At 62.5% G+C, this 23,055-nt stretch carries 21 protein-coding genes and 2 riboswitches; of the genes, 7 read left to right on the top strand and 14 right to left on the bottom strand.

What is annotated here, in order from left to right:
* Positions 1–44 precede the first annotated feature (44 nt).
* Together LUU92_RS12815 and LUU92_RS12810 are read left to right on the top strand one after the other, a co-directional pair.
* Positions 45–2,273, top strand: coding sequence for a TonB-dependent siderophore receptor (locus tag LUU92_RS12815; protein WP_257103738.1), 2,229 nt, complete (start codon positions 45–47; stop codon positions 2,271–2,273).
* A gap of 144 nt (positions 2,274–2,417) precedes the next feature.
* Positions 2,418–2,639: a hypothetical protein gene (locus tag LUU92_RS12810; RefSeq protein WP_071490652.1), complete on the top strand. Its 222-nt coding sequence runs from the start codon at positions 2,418–2,420 to the stop codon at positions 2,637–2,639.
* 89 nt (positions 2,640–2,728) lie between these two features.
* Here the strand turns inward: LUU92_RS12810 and LUU92_RS12805 are convergent, their stop codons facing one another.
* The 4 genes from LUU92_RS12805 to LUU92_RS12790 form a co-directional block, all read right to left on the bottom strand.
* Positions 2,729–3,220 (bottom strand): GNAT family N-acetyltransferase, encoded by a 492-nt coding sequence (locus LUU92_RS12805; protein ID WP_071490653.1) that lies wholly within the window; start codon positions 3,218–3,220, stop codon positions 2,729–2,731.
* 173 nt (positions 3,221–3,393) lie between these two features.
* Entirely contained in the window at positions 3,394–4,497 is a 1,104-nt protein-coding gene (gene zapE, locus LUU92_RS12800) for a cell division protein ZapE (protein ID WP_071490654.1), read from the bottom strand.
* Between the two features lie 15 nt (positions 4,498–4,512).
* A complete protein-coding gene (locus tag LUU92_RS12795; protein WP_071490655.1) occupies positions 4,513–4,848 on the bottom strand; it encodes a nuclear transport factor 2 family protein in 336 nt (111 codons plus the stop codon).
* Between the two features lie 52 nt (positions 4,849–4,900).
* A complete protein-coding gene (locus tag LUU92_RS12790; RefSeq protein ID WP_071490656.1) occupies positions 4,901–5,617 on the bottom strand; it encodes a helix-turn-helix transcriptional regulator in 717 nt (238 codons plus the stop codon).
* 161 nt (positions 5,618–5,778) lie between these two features.
* Between LUU92_RS12790 and LUU92_RS12785 the strand changes: the two genes are divergently transcribed.
* Positions 5,779–6,825: an aldo/keto reductase gene (locus LUU92_RS12785; RefSeq protein ID WP_071490657.1), complete on the top strand. Its 1,047-nt coding sequence runs from the start codon at positions 5,779–5,781 to the stop codon at positions 6,823–6,825.
* A gap of 52 nt (positions 6,826–6,877) precedes the next feature.
* Here LUU92_RS12785 and pepN read toward each other — a convergent pair whose 3' ends face one another.
* From pepN to LUU92_RS12755, 6 genes are read right to left on the bottom strand one after another with little or no spacing between them, the layout of a single operon-like run.
* Complete coding sequence (pepN, locus tag LUU92_RS12780; protein WP_257103737.1) at positions 6,878–9,535, bottom strand: aminopeptidase N; 2,658 nt, start codon at positions 9,533–9,535, stop codon at positions 6,878–6,880.
* Between the two features lie 13 nt (positions 9,536–9,548).
* Positions 9,549–10,379 carry a DUF2797 domain-containing protein gene (locus tag LUU92_RS12775; protein WP_071490659.1) on the bottom strand — a complete coding sequence of 277 codons (831 nt, stop codon included), beginning with the start codon at positions 10,377–10,379 and terminating at the stop codon, positions 9,549–9,551.
* Positions 10,376–10,636, bottom strand: coding sequence for a YeaC family protein (locus LUU92_RS12770; RefSeq protein WP_017528545.1), 261 nt, complete (start codon positions 10,634–10,636; stop codon positions 10,376–10,378). Before LUU92_RS12770 ends, LUU92_RS12775 begins: the two co-directional genes overlap by 4 nt.
* 14 nt (positions 10,637–10,650) lie before the next feature.
* Positions 10,651–11,520: a rhomboid family intramembrane serine protease gene (locus tag LUU92_RS12765; protein WP_071490660.1), complete on the bottom strand. Its 870-nt coding sequence runs from the start codon at positions 11,518–11,520 to the stop codon at positions 10,651–10,653.
* Positions 11,517–12,491 (bottom strand): metallophosphoesterase, encoded by a 975-nt coding sequence (locus LUU92_RS12760; protein ID WP_162276401.1) that lies wholly within the window; start codon positions 12,489–12,491, stop codon positions 11,517–11,519. The genes LUU92_RS12765 and LUU92_RS12760 overlap by 4 nt, the downstream gene beginning before the upstream one ends.
* Positions 12,488–13,378: an NAD(+) kinase gene (locus tag LUU92_RS12755; protein WP_003217892.1), complete on the bottom strand. Its 891-nt coding sequence runs from the start codon at positions 13,376–13,378 to the stop codon at positions 12,488–12,490. Before LUU92_RS12755 ends, LUU92_RS12760 begins: the two co-directional genes overlap by 4 nt.
* Positions 13,379–13,523: 145 nt before the next feature.
* Here LUU92_RS12755 and LUU92_RS12750 point away from each other — a divergent pair, with 145 nt between their 5' ends.
* Positions 13,524–14,471, top strand: coding sequence for a DUF1853 family protein (locus LUU92_RS12750; RefSeq protein ID WP_257103736.1), 948 nt, complete (start codon positions 13,524–13,526; stop codon positions 14,469–14,471).
* Positions 14,472–14,533: 62 nt separating this feature from the next.
* Here LUU92_RS12750 and LUU92_RS12745 read toward each other — a convergent pair whose 3' ends face one another.
* The 4 genes from LUU92_RS12745 to cobW are packed head-to-tail and all read right to left on the bottom strand — an operon-like array spanning position 14,534 to position 21,017.
* Positions 14,534–15,265, bottom strand: coding sequence for a vWA domain-containing protein (locus LUU92_RS12745; protein WP_257103735.1), 732 nt, complete (start codon positions 15,263–15,265; stop codon positions 14,534–14,536).
* Positions 15,190–16,191: a magnesium chelatase ATPase subunit I gene (locus tag LUU92_RS12740; protein WP_257103734.1), complete on the bottom strand. Its 1,002-nt coding sequence runs from the start codon at positions 16,189–16,191 to the stop codon at positions 15,190–15,192. The genes LUU92_RS12745 and LUU92_RS12740 overlap by 76 nt, the downstream gene beginning before the upstream one ends.
* The gene (gene cobN, locus LUU92_RS12735; RefSeq protein WP_257103733.1) at positions 16,191–19,952 is read right to left on the bottom strand and encodes a cobaltochelatase subunit CobN; all 3,762 of its coding nucleotides are present in this window, start codon (positions 19,950–19,952) and stop codon (positions 16,191–16,193) included. The genes LUU92_RS12740 and cobN overlap by 1 nt, the downstream gene beginning before the upstream one ends.
* A gap of 3 nt (positions 19,953–19,955) precedes the next feature.
* A complete protein-coding gene (cobW, locus tag LUU92_RS12730) occupies positions 19,956–21,017 on the bottom strand; it encodes a cobalamin biosynthesis protein CobW (RefSeq protein ID WP_071490665.1) in 1,062 nt (353 codons plus the stop codon).
* 93 nt (positions 21,018–21,110) lie between these two features.
* Positions 21,111–21,310, bottom strand: a riboswitch (cobalamin riboswitch).
* Between the two features lie 124 nt (positions 21,311–21,434).
* A riboswitch (cobalamin riboswitch) is annotated at positions 21,435–21,640 on the top strand.
* A 97-nt stretch (positions 21,641–21,737) separates the two neighbouring features.
* On the opposite strand from cobW, the gene LUU92_RS12725 reads away from it, so the two are divergent.
* From LUU92_RS12725 to LUU92_RS12715, 3 genes are read left to right on the top strand one after another with little or no spacing between them, the layout of a single operon-like run.
* Entirely contained in the window at positions 21,738–21,926 is a 189-nt protein-coding gene (locus LUU92_RS12725; RefSeq protein ID WP_093127496.1) for a CbtB domain-containing protein, read from the top strand.
* An 11-nt stretch (positions 21,927–21,937) separates the two neighbouring features.
* Positions 21,938–22,639 (top strand): CbtA family protein, encoded by a 702-nt coding sequence (locus tag LUU92_RS12720; protein ID WP_071490667.1) that lies wholly within the window; start codon positions 21,938–21,940, stop codon positions 22,637–22,639.
* Positions 22,636–23,028 carry a cobalamin biosynthesis protein gene (locus LUU92_RS12715; protein WP_257103732.1) on the top strand — a complete coding sequence of 131 codons (393 nt, stop codon included), beginning with the start codon at positions 22,636–22,638 and terminating at the stop codon, positions 23,026–23,028. Before LUU92_RS12720 ends, LUU92_RS12715 begins: the two co-directional genes overlap by 4 nt.
* The last annotated feature ends 27 nt before the right edge of the window (positions 23,029–23,055 follow it).

Raw genomic sequence — 23,055 nt, 5'->3', positions numbered from 1 at the left:
TTTCCGACCGGAAAGGCCGCAAAGACGACAAGGAGTCTTCCGCGATGTTCACGCCTTTCAGCCGTTCCATGACGTTCACCCTCAGCCTCTTCAGCGTCGTCGCAAGCTCCGACCTGCTGGCTGAAACAGACCCCGAAAACCAGTCCCTCGAGCTGGGCGCCACCCGCATCACATCCGAGGGCCTCGGAGCCACCACCGAGCACACCGGGGCCTACACCACCGGCTCGATGAGCACCGCCACGCGGCTGAACCTGTCGGTCAAGGAAACCCCGCAATCGATCTCGGTGATCACTCGCCAGCAGATGGATGATTTCAATCTCAATACCTTGACCGAAGTGCTGCGCCAGACCACCGGGGTCAACGTCCAGCACAACGACTCCGACCGCGTGTCCTATTCCTCTCGTGGCTACGGCATCAACAACTTCCAGATCGATGGGATGCTCAACACGTTCGGCTACATGAAGTCCGATTCCGACACCATCATCTACGACCGCATCGAGGTGGTTCGCGGTGCTACCGGCTTGACCACCGGCGCCGGTGACCCCTCGGCCACGGTCAATATGGTGCGCAAGCGCCCCACCGCCCAGTGGCAGGCGAAAACCGGGGTGAGCGGTGGCAGCCATGACAACTACTACAGTTTCGTGGATGTCGGCGGCCCGTTGGCGTACGACGGCAAGCTGCGCGGGCGTACAGTGCTGGCCTATCGCGACAGCCAATCCTTCCGTGACAACTACGCGCTGCAGCGGGCAGTCGGCTACGGCATCCTTGAAGGCGACCTGTCGGACGACACCGTGCTGGCGGTCGGTTTTGATTACCAGGACAAACAGGTACAGGGCACTTCCTGGGGCACCGTGCCCTACTGGAACAGTCAGGGTGGCAAGGCCGGACTGTCACGTTCCACCAATATGGCAGCGCACTGGAGTTCCTGGCCGCTGACCGACAAGACCACCTTTGCCAGCCTCGACCACCACCTGGGCGGCGACTGGCACTTGAAGGCGGCCTACACCCATCGCCAGAGCGACACGGATGGCAAGGTGTACTACGGCGGCGCAGGTTTCCCCAACGACGACCGCAGCGGCATGACGGCCTGGGCCAGCCATATGCGCGGCACCTCGAGAATGGAGGCGATTGACCTGAACCTGGCTGGCAGCTATGCGCTGCTGGGCCGTGAACATGAACTGATGATGGGTTATGGCGAAGCCACACAGCGGGACGTCTCGCCGGTAATGCGCGACAATATCCCGGACGGCTACTACAGCATCGAAGACTGGAAATACATGGGCGGGATCGGCAAGTTTCCCGACACCGTGACCGGCCTCAAGGGTGAGCACAGCAGCAAGCAACAGAAAGCCGGCTACCTGGCCACGCGCCTGAGCCTGACCGAGCGCCTGCATGCGGTACTCGGCAGCCGTTATGGCAGCTGGGAGCTGGAAAGCGCGGCGCCTGAATACACGGCCAATGACCAATTGCTCAGGGCCAACAAGACCCGCCAGACCCACAATGATATGTGGACGCCCTACGCCGGGCTGCTCTACGACATCACCCCGGAGTACACCGTCTACGCCAGCTACACCGACATCTTCAAGCCGCAGAGCCTGAAGGACGTCAGCAATAAATACCTGGAGCCCGTGGTGGGCAGCAACTATGAAGTGGGGCTCAAGGGGAGCTTGTTGCAGGAGCGCTTGAACGTAGCGGCCGCCTATTTCTGGAGCAAGCAGGACAACGTTGCGGAACGGGATGACTCCGTACCGCCGAACCCGATCACGGGCGAGGAGTACTACAAGTCAGGCGGCAAGGGTAACAAAGTGAGCGGCTTCGAGCTCGAGGTGGCCGGCGAGGTGATGCCGGACTGGAACCTCACGGCCGGCTACACCTATACCCACTCGGTGAATGGCACGGACAAACGCAACAACACCGGCCAACCGCTAAACCTGCTGAAGGTTTCCAGTGCCTACCGCTTACCCGGTGCATGGCGCAACCTGACGGTAGGCGGTGCCGTGAACTGGCAGAGCGATATCCATGAATTCGGCAACCGGCCAACGGGGGCCCGTGACAGCGAGGGAAATCGAATCACCACACGGGCAAAGATCACTCAGCAGGCCTACAGCGTGGTCAACCTGATGTCCCGCTACCAGTTCGACGAACATGTTACGGCATCGCTTAACGTCAACAATCTATTTGATAAAAAGTATTACGAGCGCGTTGGTTTTTATAACGGCGTGTATTGGGGTGACCCACGCTCGATCACCTTGGCATTGGACTGGAAGCTGTAGGATTTTTTAACCAAAAGTTAACGAAATTGTTAGCTTTTGGTTTTTCTGGCGTTAATTCCTACTTAATAAACTCCCTCCACACTCGCCCCATGAATCTGATCAAGGACAGAGCGGATACCGATCACACTTACCGGAAACACTGCCATGAAACTCTCTACCCTGATACTTGCCAGCCTGATGACCCTGACCTCCGCCGCCGCCTTTGCCGAAGGTGGCTCGGAGCGTTCCAAGGCGTTCTACAAGGACTTTACCTTCGTGCAGCAACAAACCCACGGCACCGCTGAACAAACCGCGCTGGCCGATGGAAAGAGCGTAAAGAAAGAAACCGCTGACAAGTCCGCTGCCGAGCAACAACCAAACACTTGATGTAACCGTAATACCCTTTGCCATCCCGCTCCTTTGGCCAAGGTCAACTTTGGCGCCATTCAATGGCGCCTTTTTTTGCCTGTTATTTATTAAAGCGATTTTTTCCAGAACAACATGCGCCCGTGGGCCGGGTCAAACTTCGAGTCATCAAAACCAAACTTGCGATACGCCGCTTGAGCCACCGCATTACCCTCCAGTACCTCCAGGGTGATCTTGCAGCAGCCACGCTGACGGGCGATTTCCTCGACCTTTTGCAGCATTTTCTGGCTCAGCCCCAAACCACGGAATGCATCCATCACCACCACGTCGTGGACATTGACCAAAGGACGGCAGGCAAACGTGGAAAACCCTTCAAAACAATTGACCAGACCCGCCGGTTCTCCCCCCACAAACGCCAGCACGCTGAACGCATGGGGCCGTTTGGCCAGCTCGCCCGGCAGTTGCTCCAGGAGGTCGGCGGGCAGGCTGTGACCACCGCCCATCGGGTCCTCAGCGTAATGGTTGAGCACGCGGCCGATGGCGTCGGCATGCACGGGGTTGGTGTAGCTGGCTTGCAGCACCAGGATGTCTGGGGTGTCCATGTCCTTCCTCGATCACGATTACAAGGGATTCGGCTCCCTGTGAGGGGCACGATTGTAAGCGTGGAGCGAGCGCCAGATGAAGGAGATTAACTACAAATATGCGCATGAATACGCGAACGTTGCGTGGTTGAAAAAGCGCAATCAGACGATTCCTGGATTTTTTCGTACGGGCGTCAGCCGAAACGCTGCAACTGCATTTCTTGCAGGCGGCTGAGTGTCCTGCGAAAGGGAAACGCCAGGTAGCCCTCGGTATAAAGTCGCTCCAGCGGCACCTGGGCCTCGATGAACAGCGGTACTTTACGGTCGTAGCACTCATCCACCAGGGCGATAAACCGACGCACGCTGTCATCGTGCACCGACAGCGCCGGCAACTCACGGTCGCCGGCCACTACACGCTGAACGCCATCCTCGGTGCCACGGGCAATCCGGCCAGGACGCTGTTGCGCGCTGAGGTTGGGGACTTCGCCAATCAGGATGGCCTTGAAGCGATCGCACAGCAGTATGAAATCCATGGCCGCCAGCGGTTGTTCGCACAGGTCGGCGTAACGGCACCAGAGCACGGTGTCGCTGGACTGCACGGCGACGATGGCGCGATGCCCCACGACAATCGGCCCGCTGCGGGTTGGCTCGCCCTGGGCCAAGCGCTGGAACACGCACGCCAGCGCCTCGGGTTGATTGACCCAGTAGCGCTGGAGTCCTACACCCGGATGCAACCGGTGATCCTCTCCCCCATCCACCGCAACCACATGCATGTGCTGCTTGATCGCTGCAATGCCCGGCAAAAAGCGCTCGCGGTTGAAGCCATCGGCATACAGCTGGTCAGGTGGTTGGTTGGAGGTGCAGACCATCACGACGCCTTCTTCGAACATCACCTGGAACAGCCGCCCGAGGATAATCGCGTCACCGATGTCATTGACGAACAATTCGTCGAAGCACAGCACACGCACTGCCTGGCTCAGTTCCCGGGCCAGGGCCTGCAAGGGGTCGTGGGTGCCGGTCAGTTGGAACAGACGCTGATGCACCCACTGCATGAAGTGATGGAAATGCTGGCGCCGCGCGGACACTCGCAGGCTTTGATAGAACTGGTCCATCAGCCAGGTCTTGCCCCGCCCCACCGGGCCCCACAGGTACACGCCAGTGATCGGCGCATGGCCGTGGTGCAGGGCTTCGTGGCAGGCTTGCAGGGCATCCACCGCGCGGCGCTGGGCAGCGTCGGCGACGAAACCCTGTTGGGCAACGGCGTGTTGGTAGGCAGCGAGGGGCGTGTCGAAAGTCATGCCCGCCAGTATGAACTACAGCGAAATATCCAGCCGCGAAATCTTGCCCTGCTCGTTCAAGCGAAAGGTGTAGCGCAGCTCCAATGGGCTGCCCGGAAAATTGCCGGACACGATATTGCTGACCAACACCTTGCCGGTACGGTGTTGCACCTTGAGCACTTCGACCCGCGGCTGATAACGACGCCCGGTGTCTTCCATCCAGCGTGCAATGGCGGCGGCGCCCACCTGGTGCTGACCTTCATCGAACACATTGGCATCCTCGGCAAAACACTGGGCGATAGCCGAGGTGTCACGGGTATTGGCCGCTGCGATATAGGCCACGATGGCCGGCGCCAACTCAGGGATAGACATGGCACAGCTCCTTTCTTGGTGATTTGTAGTGCCATGCTAAGCCAGGGTCGTGTCAGTTTTTGTCAGGAGTGAAGGGACCGGATTCATTCTGTTCCATCAGCTTGCGCCAGGCCCGCAGCCAATCGCTGCGCCGGCCCGGGTAACGTTCACCAGGCACCTCGGCACTCGCCACGCGGTCGGTGCGAAAGGTGCGATAGGCACCGCGCAACTCACACCAGGCCACGATCACCCGTACTTCATTCAGAAAGCCCAGGGCCAGGGGCCAGATCAGCCGTTGGCTCTGGGTCTGGCTGGCGTCGGCGTAATCGATCTGCAGCTTGGCCTGGTTGCGAATGGCCTCGCGAAACACATCGAGCGACACGCGGTTTTCCGGGTAACCAAACCCCGGCGGGCCAGGCAGCAGTGTCGGGTTGCGCAAGGCTTCCTGGGCGGCGGGATCGAGTACATCGGCGATCTTCGCCAGGGCATTGGCCGCGGCGCGACTGAGCACCTCGTCGCCACGCTGGTCGACATAACGCAGGCCGAGCACGATGGCTTCGGTTTCCTCGGCGTTCAACATCAAGGGTGGCAGAAACAAGCCACTGCGCAACACATACCCTACCCCCGCCTCACCAAAAATCGGCGCGCCCAAGGCAGTCAATTCGGCGATATCGCGATACAGCGTGCGCTCGGACACCTCCAACTGCGCCGCCAGCACGGCAGCGGTCACGGGACGTTTCTTGCCCCGCAGGGCCTGGAGCAAAGTCAGTAGACGAGTGGTTCGCGACACAGGAACGCCTGCCGAGAATAGAAAAGTGACGCAGCTTAACAGAGCCCCCTGTCAGAAAACGTCAGCAGTAAAAAAGCCCCCTTGACCGAATACATTACCAAGATCATATTAAATACATGTTACTAAACATGTAAGAAAATCACTGCCTCAGGAGTTCTTGTATGCGCAATAAAGTCTTTGGCCGCCGCAGCGGCCTGCAGGTATCCGAACTGGCCTTAGGCACCGGTAATTTCGGTACGGGCTGGGGCCATGGCGCCGAACGCGACGAAGCCAAGGCGATTTTTGACGGGTACCTCGAAGCCGGGGGCAATTTCCTCGATACCGCCAATGGCTACCAGTTCGGTCAGGCCGAAAAGCTACTGGGGGAATTTATCGCCTCGGAACGCGACAACCTGGTGGTGGCCACCAAGTACACCCTGCGCACCGAACCGTCCGATGAAGGCACGATCCGGCTCGGTAACAACCGCAAGAACCTGGTGCGCTCGGTGGAAGAAAGCCTCAAGCGCCTGAACACCGAACGCATCGACCTGCTCTGGGCACACATGAGCGACAACGTCACGCCCATGGAAGAGATCCTGCGCGGTCTCGATGATCTGGTGCGCGCCGGCAAGATCCACTACGCCGGCCTGTCCAACTTCCCCGCCTGGCGCATTGCCCGCGCCGACCTGTTGGCCGAGGTACGCAGTTTCGCGCCGATCATCGGCATCCAGGTGGAATACAGCCTGGTCGAGCGCAGCGCCGACCGCGAGCTGCTGCCAATGGCCGAAGCATTGGGGCTGGCCGCCACGCTATGGTCGCCCCTGGGCGGTGGCTTCCTGACCGGCAAGTACCGCAACACCCAGGACGACAACCGCGCCAACAAACTCGGGATCCTGGTGCACGCCGAACACACTGCGCGTGAAACCGCAGTGCTCGATACGCTGCTGGCGGTTGCCGGTGAAATCGACGCCACACCGACCCACGTCGCCATCGCCTGGCTGCGGGACAAGGCCCGGCGCTCGACCACCGCGCTGGTCCCGATCCTGGGTTCGCGCACCCGCGCCCAGCTGGACAGCACCCTTGGCGCGTTGAATGTGCATCTGTCGGCCGAGCAAATCACCCGTCTTGACACCGCCAGTGCCATCCCGCTGGGCGTGCCGCACGGGATCATCGCAGAGCGCTTCCCCGTCGATAACGGGCTGGACACCCCGCGACCACCGGTTATCTGAGGCGAAAAAAAACGGCCTGTCGAACAGGCCGTTTTTTATTCAATGATGCAACTCAGGCAAGGCTCTTACTGACCACCTCGAACACATCACTCGACAACTCACCGGACGCCAGAATGCGCTCCAGCTCGGCTTTCATCAGCGCCTGGCGCGCGCTGTCGTATTTGCGCCAGCGGGTCAGCGGCGCCAACTGGCGCGAAGCGATCTGCGGGTTCAAGCCATTCAACTGGATCACCAGGTCCGCCAGGAAGCGATAGCCCGAACCGTCCGCCGCGTGGAAGTTGATCAGGTTCTGCCCGGCAAAGGCACCGATCAAGGCGCGTACCTTGTTCGGGTTCTTGAGGGTGAACGCCGGGTGCTCCATCAACGCCTTGACCCGCGCCAGCCCGCCCGGCAACGTGCTGCCAGCCTGCACGCTGAACCACTGGTCCATGACCAGCGGGTTGTCCTTGAAGTTCTCGGCAAACACCGCCAACGCCTGTGCTTTCTCCGCCTCGAACGGCGAATTCACCAGCACCGCCAGCGCGGTCAGGCGCTCGGTCATGTTGTCGGCAGTGTCGAATTGCTCGATGGTCGCCGCTAACACTTCTGGCTTACCGCTGAGCATCAGGTACGACAGCGCGATGTTCTGCAACGCGCGACGGGCAAAGTGCTCGGCGGCCGCCACGTACGGCGTTTGTCTGGACAGCTCGCGATTGGCCTGGTAACGCAACCACAGCGCCTCGTGCAGGTTGTCCGCCAGTTGCTTGCGCGCAAACTCACGGGCGGCGTGGATGGCATCCACATCCGCCACGTCGCTGATTTCGGTCAGGTAGGCTTCACCCGGCAACGACAGCATTTCCGCGACCATCGCCTGATCCAGGCTTTCATCACTCAGCACGCTGCGCAGCGCAGTGATCAAGCGCTGATCCATCTTCAAGGCCTGGCCCTGTTGATGCTGCTCAATCAACTCCTGCAGCACCTGCACCGACAACTGCTGGCCGGCGTCCCAACGGTTGAAACCGTCACTGTCATGCTGCATCAGGAACATCAGTTGGTCGCGGCTGTACGGGAAGCTCAGCTTCACCGGCGCCGAGAACCCGCGCAGCAGCGAAGGCAACGGCTGTTCGGCGATATCAACGAAGGTAAACGTCTGCTCGGCCTCGGTCACCGAAATCACCCGCGACGTGCCTCCCGCAGCCGTCTCACCGGCCAGGCGCAAGGCAATGCCAGCGCCCTTCCCGTCCAGCAAGCCCAGCTCCACCGGAATTACGAACGGCAGTTTTTCCACCTTGTCCGGGGTTTGCGGGCAGCTCTGGCGGAAGGTCAGGCTGTAGGTTTTCGCCGCCGCATCGTAGGACTCGCTCACCGCCAGGCGCGGCGTACCGGCCTGGCTGTACCAGCGCTTGAACTGGGTCAGGTCGGCGCCGTTGGCGTCCTCCATGGCCTTGATGAAGTCGTCGCAGGTCACGGCCTGGCCGTCATGGCGTTCAAAGTACAGGTCGCTGCCCTTGCGGAAGCCTTCGGCGCCGAGCAAGGTGTGGATCATGCCGACCACTTCCGAGCCCTTTTCGTACACGGTCAGGGTGTAGAAGTTGGAGATCTCGATGAAGCTGTCCGGGCGCACCGCGTGGGCCATCGGACCGGCGTCTTCGGCGAACTGATGGGTACGCAGGTACGCCACGTCCTGGATGCGCTTGACCGTGGCGGAGTTCATGTCGGCGGAGAATTGCGAGTCACGGTAAACGGTGAAGCCTTCCTTGAGCGACAGCTGGAACCAGTCGCGGCAGGTCACGCGGTTGCCCGACCAGTTATGGAAGTATTCATGGGCAACGATCGCCTCGACCCGCTGGTGCGCGGCGTCGGTGGCAGTTTCGGCACGGGCCAGCACGGCGCTGGAGTTGAAGATGTTGAGGCCCTTGTTTTCCATGGCGCCCATGTTGAAATCGTTCACCGCGACGATCATGAAGATGTCGAGGTCGTACTCACGGCCATAGGTTTCTTCGTCCCAGCGCATGGACTTTTTCAGGCTGGTCATGGCGTGCTGGCACTTGTCGATGTTTTCCGGCTCGACGTAGATGCGCAGCGCCACGGTGCGGTCGGTCATGGTGGTGAAGGTATCTTCGACACACCACAGGTCGCCGGCCACCAGGGCGAACAGGTAAGCCGGTTTCTTGAACGGATCTTCCCAGGTTGCCCAATGGCGGCCGTCCTCACCCGGACCGCTGGCGATCGGGTTGCCGTTGGACAGCAGAATCGGGTAGCGGTGCTGCTCGGCGATCACCGTGGTGGTGAAGGTGCTCATCACATCCGGGCGATCGAGGTAATAGGTGATCTTGCGAAAGCCCTCGGCCTCGCACTGGGTGCAGAACATGCTGCCGGACTTGTACAGGCCTTCCAGGGCAGTGTTGGTTTCCGGATGGATTTTTACCGTGGTATGCAGGGTAAACGTCGCGCTTTGCGGATGCACCGTCAGGTGGCTGTCGGTCAGCTCGTAGTCATCAGCGCTCAGTGCCTGATCGGCCAGGTTCACGCTCAACAGCTCCAGCTGCTGGCCGTCCAGCACCAACGGCGGCAAACCGGCGCCGCGCTCGGGATTGCGGCGCATCACCAGTTGCGCGTGGACCAGGCTGTGGTCCTCGAACAACTCGAAGGTCAGGTGGGTCTCGTCGATCAGGTAGTCCGGCGCCTGATAGTCCTTGAGGTAAATCATCTTCGGTTGTTCGGTGCGCATGGGTGGCATCCTTCTACTGATGCACGGCGAGCTGGTAGGCCGTGTACTTACGAATATTGATCACGCCGGTATCGAAGATCAGGTACTGGCCCTTGATCCCCAGCAGCGTGCCTTCGGCAATCGGGTTCTTGTCCAGGTTGAAGCTGACGATCTTCGCCGGATACTGCTCCACCGGGTAGCGGATTTCGAGCGGCTCGATGTCGGTGACCGGTTGGATGGCCTGCAGGCCAAAGCGTTCCTGCAAACCCAGCAGGCCGTCAGCACAGGCGGCGAACAGATGGTCACGCACCTGCTTGAGGTCGACGGACTGGGCGTCGCCCTTGAGCAGCGCACGCCAGTTGGTCTTGTCGGCCACTTGGCTGCGGAACAGGTCTTCGACAAAACCGGACTGCTGGCGGGTAGCCACGCGCATGATCGGCAGCGCCTGGCTCGCGCCCTGGTCGAGCCAGCGTGTCGGCAACTGGGTGGCACGGGTGATGCCGACCTTGATGCCTGACGAGTTCGCCAGGTACACCACATGGTCGGTCATGCAGAATTTCTCGCCCCAGCCTGGATCGCGGCAGGTGCCGGCGTCGTAATGGCAACGCTCGGGGCTCATGATGCACAGGTCACACTGGGCCAGCTTTGTCATGCACGGGTAGCAATACCCCTGGCTGAAGCTGGTCTTGGTCTTGCGGCCGCAATGGCTGCAATGGATGGCACCGAGGTATTCCAGGCGCACGTGGGTGCCGATCAACGGGTTGACCGGCACCTCGGCACTTCCTAAGCGAAACGCGTATTGAACGGTCGGCTCACCGAGTTGCGCCGACATCTTGCTGACTGCACCGCGACCGATTTCAATCAATGGATCGCATCCGACTTGAACAGGATGTTCGGCACGGTGGTCGACTTCGACTGGCATTCCTGCGGGCCCATGTAGCCGGTGCGCTGGTCTTCCGGCAGGTTCTGGATTTCCCAGGCAATCACCGCCTGCAACGACAGCTCACGCTGTTCGGCAGTGAGCTTGCGGCCATCGGACCACTTGCCGATTTCCACGGCGAGCTTGAGGCTCTCGTAGATATCCGGGGTGATGTTTTCGATCATTTCAGCAAAAGAGGACATGAGGCTCTTCCTTATCAAATAGACGATTTGCGACGGCTGTACAGCCCGCCCAGCAAACCTGTCAGGCAACCGATGACCAAGCCGCCGACATGGGCCGCGTTGGCGATTTCGCCGAAACCGATCATCGAGACCAGCCCCGACAGGCAGAGCAGCAGCCAGACCAGCATCATCACCAGTACCCCACGGGGCAGGCGATAGGCCGGGTTGGGCGACAGCAGTTGAAAAATCCAGCAATGCCCGAGCAGGCCATACAACACGCCGGACAACCCACCGAACAGACCGGGGCCACCATAAGCGTATTGAGCGTAGTTGGAGACCAGGCTGAACAACAGGGTCAGGCCCAGCAAGTTGATACTGCCCTGGCGCGCCTCTATGCGCCGGCCCAACTCCCAGTACCACATGCCATTCATGGCCAGGTGCAGGATGCCGAAGTGGATCAGCATCGGCGTGACCAACCGCCACCACTGCCCCGCCGCCAGACTGTCGGCCAGCGGCGTGAACTGGATGTACTCGCCGATAATGCGAAACTGCAGGAATGTCAGCCAGCTCATGGCTTGCAGGTTTTCACCGAGCAAGGTCACCGCGCCGACGATGATGCTTGCCAGCAACACCAGTGCGGTCAATGGGCTGTGCCGCAGTTGCTGGACAAATCCAGGGCGCCTGGTCGCTGCCTGTTCGGGAATATCCAGTTGCCGGTCCGGGTCACCGGCGGGAAAGCGCTGGTACAGCACGCGCACGTCGTCGCTGATGGTCTCGGGCACCCATAACACTTGCTCCCCGGCCTCTTCACTGACGCGATGGGGCACCTGCATGCGGTGCAGCAGTTGGATAAAGCCGCCCAGGTCCACACTCAGTGGCAGGCGCAATACGGCCACAGTACTCATTGGATGACCTCGGGCCGCTCAACGTCGACCCAGACGAATTTATTCGGGTCCAGTCGCGTTTCCTGATCCAGGCGGTACGCCACCAGCTTGCCGTACAGCACCGCGCTGTAGTCCAGGCAGGCCAGGTTCGGGCGGATCGGCGCCGGTTTGCCGCTGCGCCAGTAGTGCCCGACGAACAACAACGGTTCGTCGACGCCGTAGCGCAGCAGGGAATTCTTTTCGGTGGACGACAACGGTGTACGCGCCACCGGCTCGGGCAGTGCATCGGGCTGGAACACGATATCGCCGTAGGTCTTGGGGTCGTCTTCCCAGAACTTGGTGCGGAAGAACGAGCGCGTCAGGCCATCGCCACCGGTCAACGTGAGGCCGTCCGGCAAACGCATGTCGGTGCCGCGCAACAGGCGGTCGAACGCATTGCAGGCAAAACTGCCTGGCACGGCGGCGGCCTGCAGGAAGTGCTGGTCGATGCAGCCGTCCGGGAAGGTGCCACGCAGCGGCTGGATAAAGCCATCATCCCAGCACGCATGCACCACGCGGAAGCGCCCGGCATCGACAAACAGCGGCATGTCGTAGAACCAGCCGAGGAAATCGTGCCAGTCGGCCGGGTGATGTTCGAACTGGGTCAGGGTCTCGTGGATCAACCGCGCATGCCGTGGGTTGTGCTCACGCACGAACTGCCTGCCACTGCCCGGCGGTGCCGGTGTGGTCCAGCCCAGGGCGTTGAACTCGTGGTTGCCCATGATGCACAGCGCCTGGCCGGCCTCGGTCATGTCGTGGACGATATGCAGCGCCTCGCGGATGCGCGGGCCACGGTCGATGATATCGCCGAGGAACACCGCCATACGCGTTGGATGGCGCCAGGTGCCGCCCTGCTTGTGGTAGCCCAACAGGTCGAGCAAGTGCTCAAGGGTATGGGCGCAACCGTGCACGTCACCAATCAGGTCGTAGCTACGCGCGGGATCGAGCATCAGTCGCCTCCACCCCCCAAGCGGCTGCCCCAGCCCAGCTTGGTGCGGCACACTTCGTAGTAGTTGTGGTCCAGCGGGTGGATCAACCGCAACTTCTGTGCCTTCTTGCTCACGGTGATGGTGTCACCGGGGGCGCAGGTGAAATGGTTCTGCCCGTCACACGAGACCTGCGGGTAGATCTGCATATCTTTGGACACCACGATTTTCAGTTCACTGTTGCCGTCGACCACAATCGGCCGGCTCGACAACATATGGGGATACATCGGCACGATCACAATGGCATCCAGCTTGGGATGCATGATCGGGCCACCCGCCGACAGCGCGTAGGCGGTGGAGCCGGTAGGCGTGGCAACGATCAGGCCGTCGGCCTTCTGGCTGCACACGAACTGACCGTCGATATACAGTTCGAACTCGATCATCCGCGTGGACTTGCCGGGGTGCAGCACCACGTCATTGAGCGCATCGCCCTGGCCGATGGCTTCGCCGTGGCGGCGCACTTCTGCCTGCAGCAGGAAGCGGTTCTCCACCAGGTAATGACCGTCGAGCACCTTGGCCACTTCGACTTCCAGCTCATCCGGGCGGATATCGGTGAGGAACCCCAGGCTGCCCCGGTTGATCCCCAGCACCGGCACGTTATGTCGCGCCAGGGCACGCGCCGCGCCGAGCAGGCTGCCGTCGCCGCCGACCACGATGACCATGTCGCAGACTTCACCGAGCATCTTGCGCGACGAGGTCTGCAGGCCGTGGCCCGGCAGGATTTCAGCGATGGTGTCTTCGAGGATCACATGCAGGTGACGCTCCAGCAGGAATTTTTTCAGCCGGCGGACGGTGTCCAACACCTGGGTACTGCCCAGGCGACCGATAATGCCGATATTGCGAAATTGCTCCATGGGGCTCCTGCGGGATGTGGAGTGTGGCAAAAAAGAACGATTATGGGCGAAAGGCCGTCTCAGGCAAAATCCTTTGTCGCCGTGAAGCCTTGATGACAACGGTTCTCAGCCACCTTCAGCGCAGTTAAAAGGCTATGCTCGGACCATGACTGTGTTCCCCGATCTGCACAACCTGCCCCGCCAGCTGCGCCACCCTGAGGTGCGCGACCTGGCGTGGGTGATGCTCGCCCCGCCGATGCTCGCGCAAACGCCATGGCCGCAACGTCACCCGCTGGCCGGCAGCGACTGGGTGCAGGCGCCGCATCTGCTGGAACGCTGGCTACGCCAACTGGACCAGGACAGCAGCGCCTTGCAGCAGTGGTTGAGCCTGTCACGTACGCGTCGCCTGGGCCTGTATTACGAACGCCTGTGGCAGTTTGCGGTGCAGCATGCGCCGGGCGTGGAATTGCTGGCCGCCAACCTGCCGATCCGCCGTGCCGGGCACACCCTCGGCGAGCTGGACATGTTGCTGCGCGACCGCGATGGCGTGCATCACCTGGAACTGGCGATCAAGCTGTATCTGGGCCCGCAGGACGGTAATGGCCAGGACACTGCGCAATGGCTCGGCCCGGGCTGTCATGATCGACTGGACCGCAAGCTGGCGCATCTGGCCCAACATCAGTTGCCGATATCGGCGCGAGAGGAGAGCCGTGAAGTGCTGGCCGCGTTGGATGTGCAGCAGTTTGATGCGCATTTGTGGCTGGGCGGCTACCTGCTCTACCCCTGGCCCGGCCAGGCTATGGCTCCCAGTGGCGCGCATCCGCAGCATTTGCGTGGGCGCTGGTTGCATCAGCGTGACTGGCAGGCGTTTGTCAGCCTCAGCCAACCGGGCCGTTGGCAGCCCCTGCCCCGGCATGCCTGGCTGGCGCCGGCGCACTACCCCACGGAAGAAGTGTGGAGCGAAGAACAGATGCACGGTTGGCTGGCCGACCTGGACCCGATGGCTCCGGCGCAGCTGCTGGTGCGGCTGGTGCAGGTGGGTGAAGATTGGGAGGAAGCCGAGCGGTTGTTTCTGGTGGCGGATCTTTGGCCGAATGTGCCGGGGGCGGGCTGAGGTTTTGTCGTGAATGTCAGGGCCTCATCGGGGGCAAGCCCCCGATAGCGGTTGCCCAGGCACTACAGCTGATCGATATGCCGATACTCCAACTGCAACCTCATTGCCAACAGCTGGGACCGACCTAGCCTGATCGGCCCACGCTCGATATCCACCAGCAGGCCCGGGCACTCCAACAGCGGCAGCCCATTAATGTCCTTGAGGCGCCCGTCGGTAATCACCAGCAGCCGCTGCTGTTCGGCCGGATACCGTTTGCGCCGCACCGTCAACCAGTCCCCCGCCTCGGTGAGTGCCGCCAGCAATGGCGTACCGCCGCCCGCGCCCAACTGTTCCAGCCAACCCGCCAAGCCCTTGGCCGCTTTCAACCCCTGCACCTGCCACTTCGGCGCCTGCCCGCTGGCCGTCAACAGTGCCATGCGCGACCGCTGGCGGTAGGCGTCGTCAAACAACTGCGCCAACAAGCCCTTGGCGTCGGAGAGCGCTCGATGTCGTCGGGTGGACGCCGACGCATCGACAATCACCAACCACAGCTCATGGGCCGCACGACTGCGCAGGTGAAACAGCAAGTCCTCTCGCGTTTGCGGCCGACCGCCGAGCAAGGTGCCCGACCAATTGATCGCGCCCTGCTTCGCGCTGCGAGCCTTGCCTTGCCTGCCGTTGCCTAGTCGCCCTGCCTTGGGTCGCGCATCCGCCCCCGCGTCAGGTCGAGGGCGAATGCCTAGGGCTTTTTTGGCCAGGCGGGCACTTCTCGGCGTGCGCCAGTGGGCAGCGCCGGTGCGGGCATATCGCCCCATTGGCCTTGACCGGGCGAGGTGTCGGAGGGTTTCTGCGACGGCCCTTCGCTCGGCGGGCTGGCCGGTGGAGGAGACTGTTCCTGACGGCGATGGCGAAGAGCGAATTCAGCAACCGCTTGGATATCTTCCTCGGCAATGGCACTGGCTCCCCGCCAAGCGGCATGAGCCCTGGCACCGCGCAACCAGACAAGGTCCGCACGCAGGCCATCGACCCCCGCCGCAAAGCAGCGCTCGGTGATCTGCGCCAGTGCAAGGTCGTCCAGTGCAATGCTGTCGAGCCGCGCCCGTGCCTGGGTGCAGCGCTCGCGCAATGCCGCTTGTGGCACATCCCACTGGGCGCAAAAGGCAACAGGGTCGCTGTCGAAATCCAGGCGACGCCGGATGATCTGCCCACGCTCGGCCGGCAAGGTCTGCCCGCTCAAGGCCACATTGAAACCGAAGCGATCGAGCAGTTGCGGGCGCAACTCGCCCTCCTCCGGGTTCATGGTGCCGATCAGCACGAAGCGCGCCGAATGGCGATGGGAAATGCCATCGCGCTCGATCAGGTTGGTGCCGCTGGCGGCCACATCCAGCAGCAGGTCCACCAGATGGTCGGGCAGCAAATTGACTTCATCGACGTACAGCACGCCACCGTCGGCCTTGGCCAATACACCGGGGGAGAATTGCGCCCGGCCTTCGCCCAATGCGGCGTCCAGGTCCAGCGTGCCGACCAGGCGCTCTTCAGTGGCGCCCAAGGGCAAGGTCACGAACTGACCACTGGCCAGCAGGTCGGCCAGACCCCGCGCCAGGGTGGACTTGGCCATGCCGCGCGGGCCTTCGATCAGCACACCGCCAATCTTCGGGTCGATAGCGGTCAGGCACAGCGCCAGTTTCAGGTCTTCGGCGCCGACCACGGCGGACAGCGGGAAATGGGGAATATCAGTCATCAGCTGTCTTCTTCTATATCCAGCAACAGGTTTTCCAACGCCTCGCGGTATGCCCCCGGTTCCTGCCACATGCCACGCTGCTGGGCTTCCAGCATGCGCTCGGTCATGTCGCGCAGTGCATCGGGGTTGTGCTGTTGCACAAAGGCCCGGGTGTCGGGGTCGAGCAAGTAGGCGTCGGCCAACAGTGCGTATTGGTGATCGTCAATCAGTGCGGTGGTGGCGTCGAAGGCGAACAGATTGTCCACCGTCGCGGCCATTTCAAACGCACCTTTATAGCCATGGCGCTTCACGCCTTCGATCCACTTGGGGTTGGCGGCGCGGGAACGGATCACCCGGTTCAGCTCTTCCTTCAACGTGCGGATCTTCGGCAGGTCAGGCTGGCTATGATCACCGTGGTAGCTGGCGGCCTTGTCGCCGCTCAGGGTTTCCACGGCAGCGAGCATGCCACCCTGGAATTGGTAGTAATCGTTGGAATCGAGCAGGTCGTGCTCGCGGTTGTCCTGGTTCTGCAAAACGGCCTGCACCTGGCTCAGGCGCTGGGCGAATTGCCCGCGGGCGGCAGTACCTTCGTCGGAACCGCCATAGGCGTAGCCGCCCCAGTTCAGGTAAACCTCGGCCAAGTCTTCACGGCTTTGCCAGAGACGCCCGTCGATCGCGCCCTGCACACCGGCACCATACGCGCCGGGCTTGGCACCGAAGATGCGCCAGCCGGCCTGTTTTGCCGCGGCCTCTGCGTCCAGGCCCGAAGCCAGCAACGCTTCACGCTCACTGCGCACCTTGGCGGCCAGCGGGTTCAGCTCGTCCGGTTCGTCCAGCGCAGCCACCGCCTGCACCGCCGCATCGAACAGGCGGATCAGGTTGGCAAAGGCATCCCGGAAGAAACCGGACACGCGCAACGTTACATCAACGCGCGGACGATCCAGCAGGCTGACGGGCAGGATTTCAAAGTCATCCACGCGCTGGCTGCCCGTCGCCCATACAGGGCGCACGCCCATCAGCGCCATGGCCTGGGCGATGTCATCGCCGCCGGTGCGCATGGTCGCGGTCCCCCAAACCGACAAGCCGAGTTGGCGCAGGTGGTCGCCATGGTCTTGCAGGTGCCGCTCCAGAATCAGGTTGGCGGATTGGAAACCGATGCGCCAGGCGGTGGTGGTAGGCAGGTTGCGCACATCGACGGTGAAGAAGTTGCGCCCGGTCGGCAACACATCCAAACGCCCACGACTCGGCGCACCACTGGGGCCAGCGGGCACGAAACGGCCGCTCAAGGCATCCAGCAAACCGCGCATTTCTGCCGGGCCACACGCATCCAGCCGAGGTGCCACGACAATACGCAGGCTTTCGATTACGGCCTTCACGTCCTCCCAACCGGGCTCTTCCAATTGCTCAAGCGGCCCTTCCAGGGCTTGCTCGATCAATCGCGCCGCGTAAAGCTCCAAGCGTTCACGGGTATCGCCGGCGGTACGCCACAACTGCCCGTCGATCTTCTGTAGCACCAGCGGCCGGCGTCCAGTCCAGGGTTCGGCCAGGGCGCAGTCCAGCGGGTCGAAGCCCAGCTCGAAGGCCTTGGCCAGCACGCGCAGCAAGCTCGACTGCGGGCCACGGCCATCGCCACGCGGGATGCGCAGCAGCGCCAGCAAGGTATCGATACGCAGGCGACCCTCGGGTGACTCGCCAAAAATATGCAGGCCGTCGCGGATCTGCGATTCCTTCAAGTCGCACAGGTAGGTATCCAGGCGCGGCAACCACACGGCGGCATCGGCGTCGCTCTCCAGCTCAAGCTCCTGGTCGATGCGGGTTTCGCGCACCAGCTTGAGAATGTCCTTCTGCAGCTCCAGGGCGCGGTGCGGATCGAGCAACTGCGCTTCGTAATATTCGTCCGCCAGCAGCTCCAGGTTACGCAGCGGGCCGTAGGTTTCGGCACGGGTCAGCGGCGGCATCAGGTGGTCGATGATGACTGCCTGGGTGCGCCGCTTGGCCTGGGCGCCCTCGCCCGGGTCATTGACAATAAACGGATATATATTCGGCAGCGGCCCCAGCAACGCATCGGGCCAGCAGTTTTCCGACAGGCCCACGCCCTTGCCCGGCAGCCACTCCAGGTTGCCGTGCTTGCCCACATGGATCACGCCGTGGGCGCCGTAGGTGTGGCGCAGCCAGAAGTAGAACGCCAGGTAAGCGTGGGGCGGCACCAGGTCCGGGTCGTGGTACACGGCGCTGGCGTCCACTTGATAACCCCGCGCCGGCTGGATGCCGATAAACGTCAGGCCCAGGCGCAGGCCGGCGATCATCAGGCGACCGTCGCGGCACATCGGATCGTTCTGCGGCGCGCCCCAGCGCTCCAGCACCGCCTGGCGATTGGCTTCGGGCAGGCACTGGAACATCGCCTCGTACTCGTCCAGGCCCAGGCTTTGATGGCAAGGGCGCAAGTCGAGGCTGTGCAGATCGTTGGTGACGCCGCCGAGCAACTCGTGGATCAACGCCGTGCCGCTGTCCGGCAATACGTCCGGCAGCGGATAGCCTTCGGCTTGCAAGGCACGCAGGATGTTCAGCGCCGCCGCCGGTGTATCCAGGCCCACGCCGTTGCCGATGCGACCGTCGCGGGTCGGGTAGTTGGCGAGGATCAGCGCAATGCGTTTCTCCGCATTCGGCACCCTCGCCAACTCGACCCAACGCCGCGCCAGCTCGGCGACAAAATCCATGCGTTCCGGCGCAGCGCGGTAGCACACCACGTCCGACTGGCTGCGTTCGCTGCGCCAGGCCAGGTCCTTGAAGCTGATGGGCCGGCTGATGATGCGCCCATCCAGCTCCGGCAACGCGATGTGCATCGCCAGGTCGCGGGGGCCGAGGCCCTGCTCGCTGGCCTCCCAGCCGGGCTGGTTGTCCTGGGCACAAATGGCCTGGATCACCGCGATATCGCGGCGAAACGGGCGTAAATGCGGCGCTTCGGGGCTGGATTGGGCGAAGCCGGTGGTATTGAGGATCACCGCCGCGCCGACCTCATCCAGCAGGTCCTCGACCACCGCCAGGCAGCCGGGCTCTTTCAAACTGGCCACCGCCATCGGCAACGGGTTAAGCCCCGCTGCGTGCAGGCGCTGGCAGAACACATCGATAAAACCGGTATTGGCCGCCTGCAAATGGGAGCGGTAGAACAACACCGCCGCCACCGGCCAGTCGGCGTTCCAGTCTGCCTGCCAATGGTTCAGGCGGGCGCTGGCGTGGTGCGGGTGATAGATCGCCGTGCGTGGCAGGGTTTGGGGCTCGGCCCAGGCATAGGCGCGCCCCAGGTAGGCGCTGGCCAGGCAGCGATAGAAATCCAGGGCATTGCCCAGGCCGCCCTGACGCAGGAAGTGCCACAGCCGATCACGCTCTTCGGCACCGACGGTGCTCAGCCCGCTGAGTTCCGGGTCCGGGCGATCATCCCCCGGCACCAGGATCAGCTGCACACCGCGCTCGGCCAATTCCACCAGACGCTCGATGCCGTAGCGCCAGTAACCGATACCGCCATGCAGTGAAATCAGGATGACCTTGGCGTGGCGCAGCACCTCATCGACGTACAAGTCGACCGACGCATGGTTCTGCACCTGCATCGGGTTGGCCAGGCGCAGGCTCGGGTAGTCGTCGGGCAACTGTCGGGCCGCTTCGGCCAGCAGCGCCAGGCTGGAATCGCCGCTGCACAGGATCACCAGGTCAGCGGGGGTTTGGCCAAGGTCGGCAATATTGTCGTCCGAGACGAAACCACCGGGCTGGGTCCTGAGCAGGTGCATGGGTCAGACGCTGAGGGCGGCGCGCAGTTGCGCTTCGAGGCCCGCCGCGTCCAGTTCCTGGCCGATCAGCACGAGGCGCGTGGTGCGTGCTTCTTCAGCGCCCCAGGCACGGTCGAAGTGTTTGTCGAACCGCGTGCCCACACCCTGGATCAGCAGGCGCATCGGTTTGTTCGGGATGGCGGCGAAACCTTTGACGCGCAGGATGCCGTGTTGCACCACCAGTTGCGTCAGGGCATCGAGCAGCAGTGCTTCATCGGCTTGCGGCAAGTCGATGGAAATCGAGTCAAACGCATCGTGGTCGTGGTCGTCTTCACCTTCGTGGTGATGATCGTGGTGGCTGTGGCGGCCGTCGATGTGCTCTTCGGAACCGGCGCCCAGGCCGATCAATACGTCCAGGGGCAAGCGACCACTGCTGGCTTCGACGATCTTCACCGCCGGCGGCAGCTCCTCGGCGACTTCCAGGCGCACGCGGGCCAGGTCTTCGGCATTGATCAGGTCGGCCTTGTTGAGGATCACCAGGTCGGCGCTCGCCAGTTGATCGGCGAACAACTCGTGCAACGGCGATTCGTGGTCCAGGTTCGGGTCGAGTTTGCGCTGTGCGTCCACCTGGTCCGGGAAGGCAGCGAAAGTGCCGGCGGCGACGGCCGGGCTGTCGACCACGGTGATCACCGCATCCACGGTGCAGGCACTGCGGATTTCCGGCCACTGGAAGGCTTGCACCAATGGCTTGGGCAATGCCAGGCCGGAAGTTTCAATGAGGATATGGTCGAGATCGCCGCGACGGGCGACCAATTCGCGCATCACCGGGAAGAATTCTTCCTGCACGGTGCAGCACAGGCAGCCATTGGCCAATTCGTAGACGCGGCCGTTGGCCTCTTCTTCGGTGCAACCGATGGAGCACTGCTTGAGGATTTCACCGTCGATGCCCAGCTCGCCGAATTCGTTGACGATCACCGCGATGCGACGGCCCTGGGCGTTGTCGAGCATGTGGCGCAGCAAGGTGGTCTTACCCGAGCCGAGGAAGCCGGTGACGATGGTAACGGGGAGTTTGGCCAGTGTTTTCATCGGATGCCCTTGGGGGCGGGCATATGGGACGATTGGCGCTGCGACGGCGCGCAGCAGCGGATTTCGTCACCGGATCACCCCGCCCGGTTGAAGTAGAAAATCGGTTGCGAGGCAGGTCTCCTGGCTTGGGGCTTGCGGGTCTTGCGACCGGCGCTGGCTGCGCCTTCCCGCCTTGTCGGCAGTGGCGTGGCAGTCAGCTGAACCCTTTACAGTTGCGGGGGCAGCCGCGGCTTGGACCGCGTTCCCTTCTTAGCTTCGGCCTGGGCCGAAGAACCTCGAGGGTGCAAGGCTACGCAGTGCTTGGGGGATGGTCAATGATGGGGTTGGGTTGGCTTGAGTACATATCCATTGCTGCGGTAACGGACATGCCCCCAGAACGCACATCCCCAATTGACTCCCCTCCCACCCCCATGCTCTCCTACACATCTTGTTTCGGGTGCCCTGCAAAGGGTGAAACGGGAAACCGGTGACTCATGCACACACGCATGACAGTCCGGTGCTGCCCCCGCAACGGTAAGCGAGCGAAACGTCATATCCACTGTGCCAGTCGGCATGGGAAGGCGACGTTTTCAGGCATTGAGCCCCTCGCAAGCCCGGAGACCGGCCCGAAAAAATCAGATAACAAACCCGCGGTGGGCGGGCGCTGTTCAAAGCCCTGCGTGCCTGGCTCGCGGGGCTTTCATGCGCTCGTTTCACCCTGACACCTGAAAGGGACGCGCCATGTCGATCATCAGCAGCACTTCGCACGCCACCAGCAGCACCTCTACCTTGGGCCAACGCCTGACCGCCGCCATCGGTGCGTCGATCCTCGGCGCGTGCCTGGTGTATTTCGCCGGCTTCTCGCATATCGAGGCGGTACACAACGCTGCCCACGATACCCGCCACAGCGCCGCGTTCCCGTGCCACTGAGGCTTGCCGACATGATCAAGCGTATTGCGCAAACCGCAGGTTTCACCGGCCTTCTGGCTGCCCTGTTGCTGACTTTGCTGCAAAGTTTCTGGGTCGCCCCACTGATTCTGCAGGCGGAGACCTTTGAAAAGGCCCCGGCAGCGGCTGAGCTGCACGCACACGCCGACGGCGCAGCTGCACATACCCATGACGCCGAAGCCTGGGAGCCTGAAGACGGTTGGCAACGCGTGCTGTCCACCACGGGTGGTAACCTGGTGGTCGCCGTTGGCTTCGCCCTGATGCTGGCCGGCCTGTACACCCTGCGGGCACCGACCCGTACCGCCCAAGGCCTGCTCTGGGGCCTGGCGGGTTATGCGACCTTTGTATTGGCGCCTACCCTGGGCCTGCCGCCCGAGCTGCCGGGCACCGCCGCCGCTGACCTGGCCGAACGGCAGATCTGGTGGATCGGTACTGCCGCGTCTACTGCAGCCGGTATCGCGCTGATCGTGTTCGGTCGCAACTGGCTGCTCAAGGCGCTGGGCGCGGCAATCCTGGTGGTGCCGCACGTGATCGGCGCGCCACAACCGCAAGTGCATTCGATGCTGGCCCCGGAAGCACTGGAAGCGCAGTTCAAGATTGCTTCGCAGCTGACCAACGTGGCGTTCTGGCTGGCCCTGGGCCTGATCAGCGCCTGGCTGTTCCGCCGCAACCGTGACGATCGATACTCGGCGTGAAACTGGTCGTCGGCCTGGGCTGCCGGGAGGGCTGTGATGTCCACACCCTGCTGGCCTTGTTTGACGCCGCCCTCGTCGAGGGCGGTATCGAGCGCCACCGTATCACTGCCCTGGCCAGTCTTGATCGCAAACAGGAAGAACCCGGGCTGCTGGCCTTGGCCGCGCTGCTGAACCTGCCGTTGCAGTGTTTCAACGCTGAACGACTGGCGATTTATGCCGACCGGCTGAGCCATAAATCGGACGTGGCTTTTGCCCACACCGGCTGTTACGGCATCGCCGAAAGCGCCGCCCTGGCCCTGGCCGAACAGCTCGCCAACGCCCCTGCGCGCCTGCTGATCACCCGCCGGAAAACCGTCCAGGCCACCTTTGCATTGGCGTGCGCCGACTGAAAACCCGATAATCGCCCCTTTCGATCA

This window comes from Pseudomonas extremorientalis, assembly GCF_024584605.1.
In the GTDB taxonomy this organism is placed as follows: Bacteria; Pseudomonadota; Gammaproteobacteria; order Pseudomonadales; family Pseudomonadaceae; genus Aquipseudomonas; species Aquipseudomonas extremorientalis.
The sequence above is the reverse complement of the archived record's forward strand: the minus strand, read 5'-3'. Positions and strand labels throughout refer to the sequence as shown.

What these genes read in the sequence shown, in the direction of transcription:
- LUU92_RS12815 (WP_257103738.1), top strand. Translation starts at nt 45, where the DNA reads ATGTTCACGCCTTTCAGCCGTTCCATGACGTTCACCCTCAGCCTCTTC.
- LUU92_RS12810 (WP_071490652.1), top strand. Translation starts at nt 2,418, where the DNA reads ATGAAACTCTCTACCCTGATACTTGCCAGCCTGATGACCCTGACCTCC.
- LUU92_RS12805 (WP_071490653.1), bottom strand. Translation starts at nt 3,220, where the DNA reads ATGGACACCCCAGACATCCTGGTGCTGCAAGCCAGCTACACCAACCCC.
- zapE (WP_071490654.1), bottom strand. Translation starts at nt 4,497, where the DNA reads ATGACTTTCGACACGCCCCTCGCTGCCTACCAACACGCCGTTGCCCAA.
- LUU92_RS12795 (WP_071490655.1), bottom strand. Translation starts at nt 4,848, where the DNA reads ATGTCTATCCCTGAGTTGGCGCCGGCCATCGTGGCCTATATCGCAGCG.
- LUU92_RS12785 (WP_071490657.1), top strand. Translation starts at nt 5,779, where the DNA reads ATGCGCAATAAAGTCTTTGGCCGCCGCAGCGGCCTGCAGGTATCCGAA.
- pepN (WP_257103737.1), bottom strand. Translation starts at nt 9,535, where the DNA reads ATGCGCACCGAACAACCGAAGATGATTTACCTCAAGGACTATCAGGCG.
- LUU92_RS12770 (WP_017528545.1), bottom strand. Translation starts at nt 10,636, where the DNA reads ATGTCCTCTTTTGCTGAAATGATCGAAAACATCACCCCGGATATCTAC.
- LUU92_RS12765 (WP_071490660.1), bottom strand. Translation starts at nt 11,520, where the DNA reads ATGAGTACTGTGGCCGTATTGCGCCTGCCACTGAGTGTGGACCTGGGC.
- LUU92_RS12755 (WP_003217892.1), bottom strand. Translation starts at nt 13,378, where the DNA reads ATGGAGCAATTTCGCAATATCGGCATTATCGGTCGCCTGGGCAGTACC.
- LUU92_RS12750 (WP_257103736.1), top strand. Translation starts at nt 13,524, where the DNA reads ATGACTGTGTTCCCCGATCTGCACAACCTGCCCCGCCAGCTGCGCCAC.
- LUU92_RS12745 (WP_257103735.1), bottom strand. Translation starts at nt 15,265, where the DNA reads ATGGGGCGATATGCCCGCACCGGCGCTGCCCACTGGCGCACGCCGAGA.
- LUU92_RS12740 (WP_257103734.1), bottom strand. Translation starts at nt 16,191, where the DNA reads ATGACTGATATTCCCCATTTCCCGCTGTCCGCCGTGGTCGGCGCCGAA.
- cobN (WP_257103733.1), bottom strand. Translation starts at nt 19,952, where the DNA reads ATGCACCTGCTCAGGACCCAGCCCGGTGGTTTCGTCTCGGACGACAAT.
- cobW (WP_071490665.1), bottom strand. Translation starts at nt 21,017, where the DNA reads ATGAAAACACTGGCCAAACTCCCCGTTACCATCGTCACCGGCTTCCTC.
- LUU92_RS12725 (WP_093127496.1), top strand. Translation starts at nt 21,738, where the DNA reads ATGTCGATCATCAGCAGCACTTCGCACGCCACCAGCAGCACCTCTACC.
- LUU92_RS12720 (WP_071490667.1), top strand. Translation starts at nt 21,938, where the DNA reads ATGATCAAGCGTATTGCGCAAACCGCAGGTTTCACCGGCCTTCTGGCT.